General features: G+C 64.1%; 14 protein-coding genes. 13 read left to right on the top strand and 1 reads right to left on the bottom strand.

What is annotated here, in order from left to right; all coding sequences use genetic code 11:
- The first annotated feature begins 171 nt into the window (after positions 1-171).
- Entirely contained in the window at positions 172-429 is a 258-nt protein-coding gene (locus J1M86_RS21360; protein WP_075839816.1) for a WhiB family transcriptional regulator, read from the top strand.
- A 27-nt stretch (positions 430-456) separates the two neighbouring features.
- Here the strand turns inward: J1M86_RS21360 and J1M86_RS21355 are convergent, their stop codons facing one another.
- Positions 457-945, bottom strand: coding sequence for a metallopeptidase family protein (locus tag J1M86_RS21355; RefSeq protein WP_075839793.1), 489 nt, complete (start codon positions 943-945; stop codon positions 457-459).
- A 75-nt stretch (positions 946-1,020) separates the two neighbouring features.
- Between J1M86_RS21355 and J1M86_RS21350 the strand changes: the two genes are divergently transcribed.
- From J1M86_RS21350 to raiA, 12 genes are all read left to right on the top strand, one after another.
- The gene (locus tag J1M86_RS21350) at positions 1,021-1,440 is read left to right on the top strand and encodes a DUF3499 domain-containing protein (protein ID WP_187346777.1); all 420 of its coding nucleotides are present in this window, start codon (positions 1,021-1,023) and stop codon (positions 1,438-1,440) included.
- 236 nt (positions 1,441-1,676) lie between these two features.
- Positions 1,677-3,059: a phosphomannomutase/phosphoglucomutase gene (locus J1M86_RS21345; protein ID WP_206511274.1), complete on the top strand. Its 1,383-nt coding sequence runs from the start codon at positions 1,677-1,679 to the stop codon at positions 3,057-3,059.
- Positions 3,060-3,144: 85 nt separating this feature from the next.
- A complete protein-coding gene (locus J1M86_RS21340; protein WP_206511273.1) occupies positions 3,145-4,287 on the top strand; it encodes a tobH protein in 1,143 nt (380 codons plus the stop codon).
- Complete coding sequence (gene manA / locus J1M86_RS21335; protein ID WP_206511272.1) at positions 4,287-5,528, top strand: mannose-6-phosphate isomerase, class I; 1,242 nt, start codon at positions 4,287-4,289, stop codon at positions 5,526-5,528. Before J1M86_RS21340 ends, manA begins: the two co-directional genes overlap by 1 nt.
- A gap of 139 nt (positions 5,529-5,667) precedes the next feature.
- Complete coding sequence (locus tag J1M86_RS21330; RefSeq protein WP_307786705.1) at positions 5,668-6,903, top strand: alkane 1-monooxygenase; 1,236 nt, start codon at positions 5,668-5,670, stop codon at positions 6,901-6,903.
- A gap of 40 nt (positions 6,904-6,943) precedes the next feature.
- Positions 6,944-8,464 (top strand): adenosylhomocysteinase, encoded by a 1,521-nt coding sequence (gene ahcY, locus J1M86_RS21325; protein ID WP_206511271.1) that lies wholly within the window; start codon positions 6,944-6,946, stop codon positions 8,462-8,464.
- Between the two features lie 16 nt (positions 8,465-8,480).
- Positions 8,481-9,146: a dTMP kinase gene (locus J1M86_RS21320; RefSeq protein WP_075839795.1), complete on the top strand. Its 666-nt coding sequence runs from the start codon at positions 8,481-8,483 to the stop codon at positions 9,144-9,146.
- 4 nt (positions 9,147-9,150) lie between these two features.
- Positions 9,151-9,828 (top strand): MtrAB system response regulator MtrA, encoded by a 678-nt coding sequence (gene mtrA / locus J1M86_RS21315; protein WP_027496508.1) that lies wholly within the window; start codon positions 9,151-9,153, stop codon positions 9,826-9,828.
- The gene (gene mtrB, locus J1M86_RS21310; RefSeq protein ID WP_206511270.1) at positions 9,825-11,564 is read left to right on the top strand and encodes an MtrAB system histidine kinase MtrB; all 1,740 of its coding nucleotides are present in this window, start codon (positions 9,825-9,827) and stop codon (positions 11,562-11,564) included. The genes mtrA and mtrB overlap by 4 nt, the downstream gene beginning before the upstream one ends.
- Entirely contained in the window at positions 11,561-13,339 is a 1,779-nt protein-coding gene (gene lpqB / locus J1M86_RS21305; RefSeq protein WP_206511269.1) for an MtrAB system accessory lipoprotein LpqB, read from the top strand. Before mtrB ends, lpqB begins: the two co-directional genes overlap by 4 nt.
- A gap of 78 nt (positions 13,340-13,417) precedes the next feature.
- Positions 13,418-14,110, top strand: coding sequence for a ComF family protein (locus J1M86_RS21300; RefSeq protein WP_206511268.1), 693 nt, complete (start codon positions 13,418-13,420; stop codon positions 14,108-14,110).
- 224 nt (positions 14,111-14,334) lie between these two features.
- A complete protein-coding gene (gene raiA / locus J1M86_RS21295) occupies positions 14,335-15,003 on the top strand; it encodes a ribosome-associated translation inhibitor RaiA (RefSeq protein ID WP_075839796.1) in 669 nt (222 codons plus the stop codon).
- Positions 15,004-15,170 lie beyond the last annotated feature (167 nt).

Here is a 15,170-nt window from a genome sequence, read left to right as displayed (position 1 = left end):
CCCGTGAATGCATCGGTTCCGGTCGATGCTGGGGCCGCATATGTCGGAGGTCGAGGACTCGACCTCGTTCCCGACGAGAGCGTCGGCCAGGTGAGTGATGATGTCGACGGTGATATCGACGACGGGGAGCACTTGGCTGTCGTACTGCGCGAAGCCGAAAGGCCCACGCTGATGGCCATTCCCGGCTTCGATCAGATGTTCGAGGAAATCGAGGATCAGTGGCAGGAGCGCGCCCTGTGCGCGCAGACCGACCCTGAAGCCTTTTTTCCCGAGAAGGGTGGCTCGACCCGCGAGGCCAAGCGAATCTGCCTCGGATGTGATGTGAAGGACGAGTGCCTCGAATACGCGTTGGCCAACGACGAGCGGTTCGGTATCTGGGGCGGATTGTCCGAACGCGAGAGGCGCCGCCTCAAGCGCGGAATCGTCTGATCCCCTCGTCTTTGCCGAGCGTGTCGCCTACATCTCGTCGTCGATAGCAGGATCCACCACGTCCGGGTCGACGCCCAGATATGTCGCCACCTGCTCCACCAGAACCTCGAAGAGAAGGTCTTCCAGATCGTCGCGGTGTTTCGCCCTCAGTTGTAGTGGTCGCCTGAACAGCACGATCCGAGCGCGTGTCGTCTCACCGCGTTTGTCGATCCCGGCCGGAACGAGTCGTGACAGGGGAACAGGTCCTTCCGCGACGACCTCAGGTGGCCAGTTCACCGACTCGGGGTCGATGGCTCGGATCTTCGGAACTTCGTCGACCGCTATGTCCAGTTTTTCGAGCCGCTCGTGCCATCGATGGTCGATTCGTGCGAATGCTTCGAGGACCGCGCGATCGAATCGGTCCGCGCGCGAGCGGTGACCGGGCACACTGCTCGGAAGTACGGGACCGCGGATATCGCGTCCGCGCCGCGCGGCCGATCGGGAGGTAGTGCTGCGTCGGGAACCACTCGGAGCCATGGCGTGAGGTTATCGCCGACCGCTCGCGGTGTGTCGAGCGGCTCGCTGTCGGACCGGGGGGATAGTCTCTGGGGCGTGAGATCACTGCGTGGATGCTGCAGGCCCGGCTGCAACCGATCGGCCGTCGCCACGCTCACGTATGTCTACTCCGATTCGACGGCCGTCGTGGGGCCGCTGGCCACGGTCGACGAGCCGCACTCGTGGGATCTGTGCGAAGTGCACGCATCCACGACCACCGCGCCCAAAGGGTGGGAACTGGTTCGCTACGAAGGCGGGTTCTCGACGACTTCGCCGGACGAGGATGATCTGACCGCTCTGGCCGAGGCGGTTCGAGAAGCCGGCAGGGGTGATCGAGTACGAGAAGATCACTCGGTTTCCGTGGTGCCGCGCGAGCACCGCCAGCCTTCGGCGCGAGATGGTGACCGCCGACCAGCATCGTCGGCACGAACCGGCCGTCGTGGTCACTTGCGAGTACTGCCCGACCCCACTTCCTGAGATCGCCATGCTGCCTGAGAGCGCAATCGGGGCGTATTGGAGCTTTGTCCAGTACTTTCGCTCCTTCCTGAGCGGTTCCGGCGTCGTTTCAGTCACATCAGGTGATCGTCGTCGCGCCCACCACAACTATCTGTGACAGATTCTTATCGGGGGACGATGAATGTCACAACCGGTCTTTGCATCGAAAACCGTTCGTCCGCGTCAGGTCTCATTCACATCCAACCGAGGAGTCGTTCGTGGCACGCACTGCCGAATCCGTCAACGCCGTCATCAAGGCCTACGACGTACGAGGGGTGGTGGGTGAGCAGATCGATGCAGAGTTCGTCCGTGACGTCGGAGCGTCCTTCGCGCGTTTGGTACGCGATTCCGGTACTGCTGCGTCACAGGTCGTGGTTGGCCACGACATGAGAGCGTCCTCGCCCGACCTCTCGCGTGCTTTCGCCGACGGAGTGACCTCGCAGGGCCTCGATGTCGTACACATCGGGCTCGCGTCCACCGATCAGCTCTACTTCGCCTCCGGCCTGCTCGATTGCCCGGGTGCGATGTTCACGGCCAGCCACAATCCGGCGAAATACAACGGCATCAAGTTGTGTCGTGCCGGGGCCAAGCCGGTCGGCCAGGACACCGGTTTGGCCACCATCAAGGCTGAGCTCGTGGCAGGAGTGCCGGTTCACGACGGCGCGAAGGGCTCGGTCTCGGAGCGGGACGTGCTCGGTGAATACGCCGAGTTCGTTCGCAGCCTCGTGGACCTGTCGCAGGTGTCCGGCGTGAAGATTGCTGTCGACGCCGGCAACGGAATGGGTGGACACACGGTTCCCGCAGTTTTCGAGGGTCTGCCGGTCACGGTGGAACCGCTGTACTTCGAGCTCGACGGTACTTTCCCCAATCACGAGGCCAATCCGCTCGACCCGGAGAATCTGAAGGACCTGCAGCGGTTCGTGCGGGAGACCGGCGCGGACATCGGACTTGCCTTCGATGGTGATGCCGATCGTTGCTTCGTGGTGGACGAGAACGGTGACCCTGTATCGCCGTCGGCAGTGACGGGTCTCGTCGCCGAACGTGAACTTGCCAAAGAGCCCGGTGCAACGGTGATTCACAATCTGATCACCTCGCGTGCCGTGCCGGAGTTGGTGGCAAGGCTGGGAGGAACACCGGTGCGCACGAGAGTCGGCCACTCGTTCATCAAGCAGCAAATGGCCGATACCGGCGCGATCTTCGGTGGTGAGCATTCAGCGCACTACTATTTCCGAGATTTCTGGGGCGCGGATTCGGGGATGTTGGCCGCGCTGCACGTACTCGCCGCGTTGGGATCCCAGGATCGGCCGTTGTCCGAGCTGATGAAATCCTACGAAACGTACTCGGCGTCGGGTGAGATCAACTCCACCGTCGACGACGCGGCTGCGCGCACCGCATCGGTGGTCGACGCGTTCTCCGATCGCACCGTGTCGATCGACAGGCTCGACGGAGTGACGGTCGATCTGGGGGACGGCGCCTGGTTCAATCTACGGGCGTCCAACACCGAACCCCTGCTTCGGCTCAACGTGGAGGCACGCACGGCGGGCGAGGTCGAGGCCCTCACCGCCGAGATATTGGGCGTGGTTCGAGCACGCCTGGAATAGTGGACGCCAGGATGGGTATACGGCTCACGTGATGGATGTTACGTACCTGGAGGATCTCGGCACGGAAGGACGGTGGCTCGCTGACATGACCACTGTGTCGCCAGTTCTCGATCTCGACGACGCCGATGCTCTCATCGTCGCCGATTCCGATGGTGCGTTGCGCAGCGCTGCGCTTGCCGGCGCGCAAGTCCGCGCGAGCGCGGCATCGTTCGATGACGTCGTCGGAGATCGGCTTCGTGACCTCCGGCCGCGCAGCGTGGTGTTCGTCTCGGGGGCCGGTCGTTCGAGCCGGGCGTCATCGTTCCTGGTCGCTGCGGTGGCGCCGCGGATCGGCGTTCCCCTTGTTCGCGCTTCGGTCACACCTCCCTGGGTCGGACCGTTGGACGTGGTCGTCGTCGCCGGTGACGACGCGGGGGATCCGAGACTGGCCGAGTCGACAGCTGCAGCGGTCCGGCGAGGCGCCGAGACGATTCTCGTCACTCCCGATGAGGGGCCGTTGAGGTCGGCGGCCGCCGGTCGCGCGTTTTTTCTTCCCCCCCGAATCGCAGTGCGCGAGCACAACATGTTGATGCGCTACGTAGCGGCCGGGATCTGTGTGCTGGGCGCTGTTGCCGACGGCGTGTACGGTTCGGCGCTTCCCGATCTGGGTCGTTTGGCCGATCGGCTCGACGACGAAGCCGCGCAGAATCACCCACTGCGCGAGGTGTTTCGCAATCCGGCGAAATCGGTCGCGACCCGCATGGCGGGCAAACGTATCGTTTTCACCGGTATCGGTGCGGCTGCCACCGACACCGCGCGACACAGCAGTGAGATCATGCTCCGTGCCGCCGGGGCAGTGACCGCGGCCGGTGAGATATCCGAGGTCGTCGCGGCTGCGATTGCGGTAAGGGACACGGGATCGGCAAGCCCGGCCGATTACGACCCGTTCTTCCACGACGATCAGGTCGATGGACCTCGGCCGGAGGCAGGCGTGCGTGTTCTCGTACTCGCCCCGTCGGCGCGTACCTTCGAAGCCGAACGTCGTACTGCCGCGCTCCCCGAGGTCGATTTGTTGATTGCGAGTCCCCCGCAGACTCGAGCGACGTCGGATGCAGGCCACGTCACGAGCCCCACCCACGACCCGGGAGACTCCGCGGCAAGCGGACTCGACGACGTCGAGTCCATGGCGATTCTGGCGACGCGGCTGGAACTATCTGCCGCATACCTTCATCTGATGGGCGGTCAATAGTGCAACTGCTGCGCGGTGCGGTCAGGTCGTACGCATGGGGATCTCGAACTTCGCTCGCACAGCTTCAGGGTCGGTCCGTGCCGTCGGAGCATCCCGAGGCAGAAATCTGGCTCGGCGCCCACCCAGCCGATCCCGCGCACCTCGTATCGGACGAGGGGACACGTTCGTTGCTCAGGGCGATCGACGCCGATCCAGACGGAGAGCTCGGCCCGGATATCGCGAAGCAGTACGGCTCCCGCCTGCCGTTCCTGCTCAAGCTCCTTGCTGCCGGCGAGCCGCTGTCACTGCAGGCTCATCCGAGCTCGGCGCAAGCCCAAGAGGGCTTCGCGCGTGAGGATGCCGCCCGCGTTCCGATCGATTCACCTGTGCGTAACTACCGCGACCGCTCGCACAAACCGGAACTGATAGTTGCCCTGACCGAGTTCCATGCACTGGCGGGCTTTCGGTCACCCGGGCCGACTGTCGACTTCATCGACTCGCTCGGCGTCGAGGCACTGTCCGGTTATCGATCGCTGCTCGCCGACCAACCCGACGACGCAGGCTTGCGGACCGTGTTCACCTCCTGGATCACGCTGCCTGGGCCTGCGCTGGACACGCTGTTGCCACTGGTGGCAGAGGGATGTATTCGCTATCTGTCTACGACCGCCCACGAGGACGGCGGTCGATTCGTCGCAGAGGCGCGTACATTGCTGGAACTGGGTGAGTCGTATCCGGGCGACGCCGGGGTGTTGGCGGCGCTGCTGCTCAATCGAGTCACGCTGACTCCTGGGCAGGGTTTGTATCTGAACGCAGGAAACCTCCATGCGTACCTCTCGGGTACCGGTGTGGAAATCATGGCCAACTCCGACAACGTCCTGCGCGGCGGACTGACGCCGAAGCACGTGGACGTGCCGGAGTTGCTTCGAGTCCTGGACTTTCGGCCTGCCGATGTCGACGTTCTCGAGCCGGTTGTCGATTTCGGCGAAGCCCCGCCGCTCTACGAGACACCGGCACCCGAATTCGCGCTCTCGCGGTCCGTTCTGAAGGACGGTTCATCGGTCGAGTTGGTGCGTAGGGGGCCTCGAATAGTGCTTTGTACCAGCGGCAGGGTCGAACTTTCCAGCGGTGCAAGCGTGTCGATTCTCGAGCAGGGGGCGGCGATGTGGGTGTCGGCTTCCGATCCCGCTGTCACCGTGCATGCCCGCTGGGGTGAGGCAGAAGTGTTCGACGCGACCGTTGGATCGACGCGACCACACTCCTAGTACGTCGTCGGGGGTGCTGGTGCCAACTATCGAGAAGTTGATATAAAGTCGTAGTAACAAACTCTGCGTTCTGTCCAGTCGTTCGCGGAAGTAGCGCGCCGGTCGCCCCCACTTCGGGGGTGCACATCCCGGTGGCGGCGTGTCGGGGGACGCAGTCACTGCCGAGGAGCAGGAGGCATGTATCGAACACGCCGCTAAGAGACGGTCCGGAAAGCGTCCACTCTGGCTGTTGGGATTACTCGCTCCCGCGTCGGCTCTGTTGCCCTCGCAACTGGTGCTCTGGACGGGCATGCCGATTTTCTGGTGGAGCGGTGTCATGGTCTTCTTCGTGATCATTCCACTGGTCGACTACCTCGCCGGCGAAGACGGAGACAATCCGGCGGACTCGGACCTCGAACAGATGCAGGACGACCGCTTCTATCGATGGTGTACTTACCTCTTCCTACCGGTTCAGTTCATCGCCCTACTGGTCGCCTGCTGGATGTGGGCGTTCGGAACGCTCACCGTCGTCGACAAGGTTGGCCTGGCGGTCACGGTCGGTCTGGTGGCGGGTACCGGTATCAACGCCGCACACGAGCTCGGCCACCGGATCGAGGAGCACGAACGCTGGTTGGCCAAAGTGGCGCTGGCGCCGACGTTCTACGGACACTTCTTCGTCGAGCACAATCGCGGACACCATGCGCGGGTGGCCACCCCCGCGGATCCCGCCAGCGCTCGGCTGGGGGAGAGCCTCTGGTCCTTTCTTCCGCGCAGCGTCGTCGGCGGGCTACGTTCGGCGTGGCAGCTCGAGCACGAGCGCCTCGATCGGCGCGGGGTCCATCGGTGGAGCATCCGCAACAATCTGCTGCATTCCTGGCTGATGAGTTCCGCGCTCTTTGCAGCGCTCGCGCTCGTCTTCGGTCCGGCGATCCTTCCGTACCTCGCGGTGCAGGCCGTGGTGGGGTTTCTGCTGCTCGAGGCGGTCAACTACGTGGAGCACTATGGGTTGCTGCGGGAGAAGAACAACCGCGGCCGCTATGTGCGGTGCTCACCACGACACAGCTGGAACAGCGACCGATTGTGCACCAACATATTCCTCTATCACTTGCAGCGGCACAGCGATCATCACGCGAATCCAGGTAAGCGCTACCAAACGCTGCGTAGTTGCGACGAAGCTCCGCAACTGCCTGCCGGGTACGCCACGATGGTTCTTCTCGCCGCCGTTCCGCCGTTGTGGCGACGCCTCATGGACTCCAAGGTCGTTGCGCACTACGGCGGAGATGTCACTCGTGCCAACATCTTGCCGCGCAAGCGGGCCGCGATCGAGGACAAGTACGCGTCGGCGTATGCAGGGCGCGGACAGGTAGTGCGAGCTTTGCCTGCGTCGACCCGATAGCCTTGTGCAGGATTTTCGATGTAAATACAGGAGAGGGAAGATGACGACCTCAGTAACGCCGGACGATCGTTCGGCCACAGGATCGGCACTCGCTGCGGAGCGTCGCGGTGGAATCGACTTCAAGGTCGCAGATCTGTCGCTCGCCGAATTCGGCCGCAAGGAGATTCGCCTCGCCGAGCACGAGATGCCCGGACTGATCGCGCTTCGTCGCGAATACGCGGAGGTGCTGCCACTGAAGGGCGCACGCGTATCGGGGTCGCTGCACATGACCGTTCAGACTGCAGTGCTCATCGAAACCCTCGTTGCGCTCGGCGCCGAGGTGCGGTGGGCATCGTGCAACATTTTCTCCACGCAGGATCACGCCGCGGCGGCTGTGGTCGTCGGTCCACACGGCACACCGGATGAGCCCAAGGGTGTGCCGGTATTCGCGTGGAAGGGCGAATCGCTCGAAGAGTACTGGTGGGCCGCCGAGCAGATGCTCACCTGGCCGGCCGCAGTTGATGGAACTCCGCAGGCTGCCAACATGATTCTCGATGACGGTGGCGATGCCACGATGCTGGTGTTGCGTGGTGCGCAGTTCGAGAAGGCCGGCGTCGTGCCGCCCACCGACGACGACCAGGACTCCGACGAGTACAAGGTCTTTCTTGGACTCCTGCGGCGCTCGCTCGAGGCTTCGAAGACCAAGTGGACGGACATCGCTGCCTCGGTCAAGGGTGTGACGGAGGAGACCACCACCGGTGTTCTGCGTCTGTACCAATTCGCTGCGGCGGGTGAACTCACCTTCCCGGCGATCAATGTCAACGACTCGGTCACCAAGAGCAAGTTCGATAACAAGTACGGCACCCGCCACTCGCTGATCGACGGCATCAATCGCGGCACCGACGTGCTCATCGGCGGCAAGGCCGTGCTCGTCTGTGGATACGGGGACGTCGGCAAGGGCAGTGCCGAAGCGCTCAAGGGGCAGGGTGCTCGCGTGACGGTCACCGAGGCCGACCCGATCAACGCGCTGCAGGCGCTCATGGACGGGTACGACGTTCGCACCGTCGAGGAGTTCATCGAAAAGGCCGACATCGTGATCACCTCGACCGGCAACCTCGGCATCATCACGTTCGAGCACATGAAGCGGATGAAGCATCAGGCAATCCTCGGCAACATCGGTCACTTCGACAACGAGATCGACATGGCCGGCCTGGAGAAGGCCAAGGACGTCGTCCGAATCAACATCAAGCCGCAGGTCGACGAATTCCAGTTCCCCGACGGGCACTCGATCATCGTGTTGTCGGAGGGCCGTCTGCTCAACCTCGGCAACGCGACCGGGCACCCGTCGTTCGTGATGAGCAACAGCTTCTCCAACCAGGTCATCGCGCAGATCGAGCTGTGGACCAAGCCGGACGAGTACGACAACGAGGTCTACCGCCTGCCCAAGCATCTGGACGAGAAGGTGGCGCGTATCCACGTCGAAGCGTTGGGCGGCACCATCACCAAGCTCACCAAGGAACAGGCCGAGTACATCGGTGTGGACGTGGAGGGCCCGTACAAGCCCGAGCACTACCGTTACTGATCGACGCGCACACCACATGGGCAAGTTGATCGTGATCGAAGGAGTCGACGGCGCGGGCAAGAACACGCTCGCCCGTCGACTCGTTTCGGCGTGGGAACGCGACGGCCTCGATGTCGTCCGCATCGGGTTTCCGCGGTACGAACGCTCGATTCACGCAGATCTCGCGGCCGAAGCACTTCGCGGTGAGCATGGTGATTTGGCACAGAGCGTGCACGCGATGGCGATGATGTTCGCCTTGGATCGCCGCGATGCCGCGTCCGAACTTCGAAAACTGTTGTCTGACAACGACATTGTTCTGCTGGACCGCTACGTCGCTTCGAATGCGGCCTACACCGCAGCGCGGCTGCACCAGAGCGAGGACGGCGAGGCCGTCGGGTGGGTCGAGACGCTCGAATTCGAGCGGTTCGGCGTTCCTGTGCCGGACGTGCAGATACTGCTCGACGTACCGATCGAGCTTGCGGCCGAACGTGCTGCGATGCGTGAGATCGAAGATTCCACACGTGCGCGCGACGCCTACGAGCGTGATGGTTCGCTGCAGAATCGCACCGCCGAGGTCTACGGGCGACTGGCTGCGGCGAGCTGGGTCTCGCCCTGGCGCGTGGTGGGTCCTGACGTCGATCCCGATCGACTCGCCGCCGACGTGTCCAATCAGCCACCCCTCAGCGAGAAAGTGACAACATAAGACCATGAAGCCTCGGATTCTTGTTGTCGACGACGATTCGGCTCTCGCCGAAATGCTCACCATCGTCTTGCGCGGGGAGGGGTTCGAGCCCTTTGTGGTCGGCGACGGCACCCAAGCACTTGCCGCGGTCCGTGAGAACAGGCCTGACCTGGTCCTGCTGGATCTGATGCTTCCCGGTATGAACGGAATCGACGTGTGCCGCGTGCTGCGCGCCGATTCCGGGGTGCCGATCGTGATGCTGACGGCCAAGACCGACACCGTCGATGTGGTGCTCGGTCTCGAGTCCGGCGCCGACGACTACATCATGAAGCCGTTCAAGCCGAAGGAGTTGGTGGCGCGGGTCCGCGCACGCCTGCGCCGCACGGAGGACGAGCCGGCCGAGCTGCTGTCCATCGCCGATATCGTCATCGACGTTCCAGCCCACAAGGTCAGTCGTGGCGACGAGCTGGTCTCGCTCACCCCGCTGGAGTTCGACCTGTTGGTCGCCCTTGCTCGTAAGCCCAGGCAGGTGTTCACACGTGAGGTCCTGCTCGAACAAGTCTGGGGATACCGCCACGCCGCCGACACCCGGCTCGTGAACGTGCACGTCCAGCGGCTGCGCGCCAAGGTCGAGAAGGATCCGGAGAATCCCGAGGTGGTGCTGACGGTGAGGGGGGTCGGTTACAAGGCCGGACCGCCGTGATCTGGTTCACTCGTTCGCGGCGAAAGATCAACGGTACGTTCACGCCGCTCTTGCGGTGGTTTCGATCGATCGGAACGTCGGCAGGTCACGCGTGGAGACGGTCGCTTCAGCTTCGCGTGGTGGTCTCGACGCTGACGTTGTCCCTGGTCGTCATCGTCATTCTCGGCGCTGTTCTCACCGGTCAGATCACCGACCGTCTGCTCGAGGCCAAGATCAGTGCCGCGACCGAAGAACTCGAGCGCTCACGCACCACGGTCGAGGGTGCACTGGCAGGCGCGGAGGATTCCGACGGGCTCAACGCGAGGTTGGAACGGGCGCGCGCCCAACTGTCCAACCGGGACAGCGACGCCGGCCCGACAGCGGGCTCGGCCGGCACCTTCGAGCCAGTACTCATCGTCGAAGGCGACAGCGTGCGCGCGGACTCGTCCGTCGGCCCGGCCGCACAGATACCGCAGAGCCTTCGCAACTTCGTGCAAAGTAACCTGATCAGCTGGCAGTACGCGACGGTCTTCGACTCCGAGCAGGGTGGCTACTCCGGACCGGCCATCATATTCGGCACACCGACGGCCTCCGACATCGCGGACCTGGAGCTGTACCTTGTATTTCCGCTCGGGAGCGAAGAGCGAACTCTCTCGCTCGTCCGCGGGACTCTGTTCATCGGCGCAGCGGTTCTTCTCGTCTTGCTTGCCGCCATTTCGATGCTCGTGGCGAGGCAGGTCGTGCTCCCGATCCGCTCGGCCTCGCGTATCGCCGTCCGATTTGCGGACGGACGGCTGAAGGAACGCATGCCGGTGCGCGGTGAGGACGATATGGCCAGGTTGGCGATGTCATTCAACGAGATGGCCGAGAGCCTGTCGAAACAGATCACGCAACTCGAAGAGTTCGGCAGTCTGCAGCGTCGCTTCACCTCCGACGTCAGCCATGAACTGCGGACGCCGTTGACGACCGTTCGCATGGCCGCCGACCTGATCCACGACGGGAGCGCGGACCTCGACCCAGCTCTGCGACGTTCCTCCGAGTTGTTGGTGAACGAACTGGACCGGTTCGAGACCCTGCTTGGCGACCTCCTCGAGATCAGCCGACACGACGCCGGCGTCGCAGAATTGGCCGCAGAACAGCTCGATCTGAGAATGTGCGCCCGCGCCGCGGTGTCCACCGTTCGCCATCTCGCCCGCGAGACCGGAACCGAAGTGATCGTCGATCTTCCCGACGACCCGGTCATCGCCGAGGTGGACCCTCGCCGGGTGGAGCGAATACTGCGCAATCTGCTGGCCAACGCGCTGGACCACGGCGAAGGCAAACCCGTGCTGATCCGTCTTCGGGCGAACAGTGATGCGGCGGCGTTCGTGGTTCGAGACCAGGGCATAGGGCTGCGTCCCGGAGAAGAAAAACTCGTCTTCAATCGTTTCTGGCGTTCCGACCCGTCGCGTGTGCGCAGATCGGGCGGGACCGGCCTGGGACTGGCAATCAGCGTCGAGGACGCGAGACTTCACGACGGTAAGCTCGAGGCGTGGGGTGCAATGGGCGAGGGTGCGTGCTTCCGTCTGACTCTACCGCTGGTCAGAGGGCACAAAGTGATCGGTAGCCCGCTGCCGCTCAAACCCAGCACGCGACGGTACGCGCAGGGGCAACCGCTGCCCGCCGCATCCACCCAGATCGAATTCGACACCCCGAGTACGAACGGCGCGCTCGGTGTGTCGGCGGGGACTGCCGATGATCCGGAGGGATGGACATGAACCGGACACCCGCGCGAACATCGTTGCTCCTGATCGCCGCGGTCGTGATGCTGGTGGTATCCGGTTGTGCGAGCCTTCCCGAGTCCTCTAGCCCACAGGCTATCGGCTCGTTCAGCGGCGGCGCCGAGTCGACGACGCCACCGCCACCGGCGCCTGGACGTGAGCCGGACCTGTTGGTGCGGGATTTCGTCACGGCGAGTGCCAGCAGCGCCAACAGACATCAGGCCGCCAGGCAGTTTCTCACCGAATCTGCATCGAACTCCTGGGACGACGGCGCCAAGACGGTCATTGCGGACCGAGTCGATCTGCTCACCGGGCCGCGCACGGACGACGAGGCCCAGTTCACCCTGCGGTCGAACATCGTGGGACTGTTGGCACCCGGCGGCGTCTATCAGCCGGGCGCGGGCACGGTCGACTCGGCGATCACCATGGTCCGTGTCGACGGCGAATGGCGCATCAACGAGTTACCGCCGGGCGTGGTCATGGATCGGTCGCAGTTCTTCAATGCCTTTGCGCGTCAATCACTGTTCTTCGTCGACCCGCTCGGTGCCGCGCTTGTGCCGGATGTTCGATGGGTCAGCGGCGGAACGAACCAGATGGCCAACCAACTCGTCCAGTTGTTGATCGACGGACCCAGGCCGACGCTTGCGCCGGCGGTATCGAACGAACTGGGTTCCGATGTAGGGATTCGCGGGCCGATCACGGACACCGAAGGTGGGACCAATCAGGTCGGTGTCGGTGGCGGGGGAGTGCGTATCGACTTCGACGGTCTGCAGTCGATGGGCACGCAGAATCGTGAACTGCTGGCGGCGCAGGTGGTGTGGACCCTCGCCTCAGCGAGCGTGGCGGGGCCGTACGTGTTGCTCGCCGACGGCCAGCCGCTGGCCGATGACATGCCGAACGGCTGGACGACGGCCGACGTCGCGTCGTTCGACCCGAACGCCGAACCCGCCGCTGATGTGGGTTTGCACGCATTGGTGAGTGGAAAACTGGTGTCTGTGGGCGAGAACGACACCACACCGGTGCCGGGCTATTTCGGCACCGTCGAGAATCTGCAGTATGCGGCGCTCTCCACCGACGGCACCCTCGTCGCGGGCGTGGCCGACACCGGACGCCCGGCACCGCAACCGGCGTCGACGCTGATGATCGGCGGATACGACGGCGGTGCGTTCCCCGTCGCCGAGGGCCAGTCGATCACCCGCCCGACGTGGGGAGTCGACGACAACGCCGCCTGGGCGGTCATCGACGGCACCAACGTCATCCGAGCCGCGCGCGACCCCACCAACGGCCAGGTTTCGGTCCAACCGGTCGATGCGGGGGCCGTCCTAGCGCTCGGCGCGCGGATCACCGATCTACGGCTTTCCCGCGACGGCGTACGCGCGGCAATGATCGTCGACGGTCTGGTCTACGTCGCCACCGTGGTGCGCCAAGCGAACGGAACCTATTCACTGGTGTCGCCGCGCGCCGTGGCGAACGGTCTCGGGAGCGACGCTCTCGCGCTCGACTGGAGCACCGGCGATGCTGTGGTCGTGGTGCGTATCGCCACCGACGTGCCCGTTGTCCAGGTGAACACGGACGGCTCGCGGCTCGATGCGCTGCCGAGCCGGAACCTGACACCTCCGGTGCTTGCTGTGGACGCGTCCACCAGCACCGCGTACGTGGCGGATTCGCGAGCGGTATTTCAACTGAACAACAACGACCCCGCCGGTGACCGATACTGGCGCGAAGTCGCCGGGCTCGCCGGTGTGAAAGCCATACCGATCCTGCCGGGGTGAGTGCGAACCCGAGTGTCGTAACTGTGTGAGATGTCGCACCTGTGTGAGATGTCGTACCTGTGAGAAATACTGCGCGACATGACCTCTGTACTGTCGTCGATGCTAGATCTGGTGTTGCCGCGTGAATGCGGAGGGTGTGAAGCAGTGGGCACGCTGTGGTGTGCTCGGTGCGAAGACGAGTTGACGACCTCCCCACTCGAAGTGCACCCGCGAGTTGATCCCGGCGTGCCGTGTTGGGCGCTGGGAACGTACACGGGCCCGCGTCGCGGCGCCGTGCTGGCGCTGAAGGAACGTGGCAGGCGCGACCTGGCGGCACCTCTAGGACGTGCCGTGAGCCGCACTGTGGCGCGGCTACGCACCCTCGGTCACGTAGACCCGCCCCAACTCGCCGACCTCGTTCTCGTCCCGGCACCGACGCGTGCACGTGCTGCCCGCGGCCGCGGTGGCGATCCCGTCGAACGCCTCGCTCGGGCGGCCGCCGGGGTGCTGGCGCCGGAGCATGTTTCGGTGCCGCAGGTGCTGCGAATGCGCAGGGGGGTGCGCGATTCCGTCGGTCTGGGGGCTGCGGCGAGAGCTGCAAACGTGGCTGGAAGGATCGACTTCTTGCCTGCGCGGTGGGATGAACCGCCCGCCACGGTTCAGCCTCGGGACCGGACGATCCTGCTCGTCGACGATGTTCTGACCACCGGTGCGACCGCATGCGAATCCGTGCGCGTCCTCTCCTCCTTCGGCATCCGAACCGACGGCGTCCTCGTCGTCGCGGCGGTGTGAGCACTACACGTATTCGACCGCCACGCCCGAATTTCGGGTGAACAGTGGCAGACCGGCCCATGACGGACTAACGTCGCGAACACGCCCTAGTAGTGCGGACGGGGCGTTTGCGACTTCTCGTCAGCGGAGGTGATGCGGCCGAAAATGATGCCGGATGGTTCCCCACTCGGCAATGAGCATTCACCGCGTCGCACCGGCGGCGCGGCCGATATCGGGAGGTACGCGTGACGACCCCTTCACAAGAATCGGTCTTCTTCGACGAGAAGCCAACGGACGAATCCAGCAAGACCCAGGCGGACGTTGTGGTCAAAGGCCGCAACGTCGAAATCCCGGATCACTTCCGGATATACGTGTCCGACAAGCTCTCCAGGCTCGAGCGATTCGACCCCTCCATCTATTTGTTCGACGTCGAACTTCAGCACGAACGCAACCGCCGACAGGCCAAGGCGTGCCAGCGCGTCGAAATCACGGCCAAGGGCAAAGGACCTGTCGTCCGTGCCGAGGCGAGCGCCGACAGCTTCTACGCGGCCCTCGAATCGGTGACGTCGAAACTGGAAAACCGGCTGCGACGGACCAAGGACCGCCGCAAGGTCCACTACGGCGAGAAGACCCCGGTCTCGGTAGCCGAAGCCACCGCCGAATTGGCCGAGGACGACAGTCTGGCGCTCGACCCCGAGACTCGCCTGGACACGTTCGAAGACGAGCCCACCGGACCCGGCCAGATCGTTCGCACCAAGGTTCACTCTGCAGCCCCGATGAGTGTCGACGACGCACTCTACGAAATGGAACTCGTCGGGCACGACTTCTACCTGTTCCATGACAGCGCCACCGATCGACCCTCGGTGGTCTACCGGCGGCACGCATTCGACTACGGGCTCATCAGGCTGACCTGAGCGCACCGATTCGCTGACACAGACAGGCCCGACTTGGGAAGCAAACCCCAGGTCGGGCCTGTTCGACTGCGGTGGGTCTACTGTGGGTCGCGCGAGAACGCCTACCATGGACGCGCGGGACCGCGTCTGCATGCAGATCGCGAGTGCTCGTGTAGTCCCCGTGTGTG

It is taken from the genome of Rhodococcus sp. KRD197 (genome assembly GCF_017168235.1).
Classification (GTDB): Bacteria; Actinomycetota; Actinomycetes; order Mycobacteriales; family Mycobacteriaceae; genus Rhodococcoides.
This window is presented reverse-complemented; position numbering and strand designations above follow the sequence as displayed.

Coding starts and splice junctions, on each gene's coding strand:
- J1M86_RS21320 (WP_075839795.1), top strand. CDS start 8,481: ATGGGCAAGTTGATCGTGATCGAAGGAGTCGACGGCGCGGGCAAGAAC.
- mtrA (WP_027496508.1), top strand. CDS start 9,151: ATGAAGCCTCGGATTCTTGTTGTCGACGACGATTCGGCTCTCGCCGAA.
- lpqB (WP_206511269.1), top strand. CDS start 11,561: ATGAACCGGACACCCGCGCGAACATCGTTGCTCCTGATCGCCGCGGTC.
- J1M86_RS21340 (WP_206511273.1), top strand. CDS start 3,145: ATGACCACTGTGTCGCCAGTTCTCGATCTCGACGACGCCGATGCTCTC.
- J1M86_RS21300 (WP_206511268.1), top strand. CDS start 13,418: ATGACCTCTGTACTGTCGTCGATGCTAGATCTGGTGTTGCCGCGTGAA.
- J1M86_RS21360 (WP_075839816.1), top strand. CDS start 172: ATGGCCATTCCCGGCTTCGATCAGATGTTCGAGGAAATCGAGGATCAG.
- J1M86_RS21355 (WP_075839793.1), bottom strand. CDS start 945: ATGGCTCCGAGTGGTTCCCGACGCAGCACTACCTCCCGATCGGCCGCG.
- ahcY (WP_206511271.1), top strand. CDS start 6,944: ATGACGACCTCAGTAACGCCGGACGATCGTTCGGCCACAGGATCGGCA.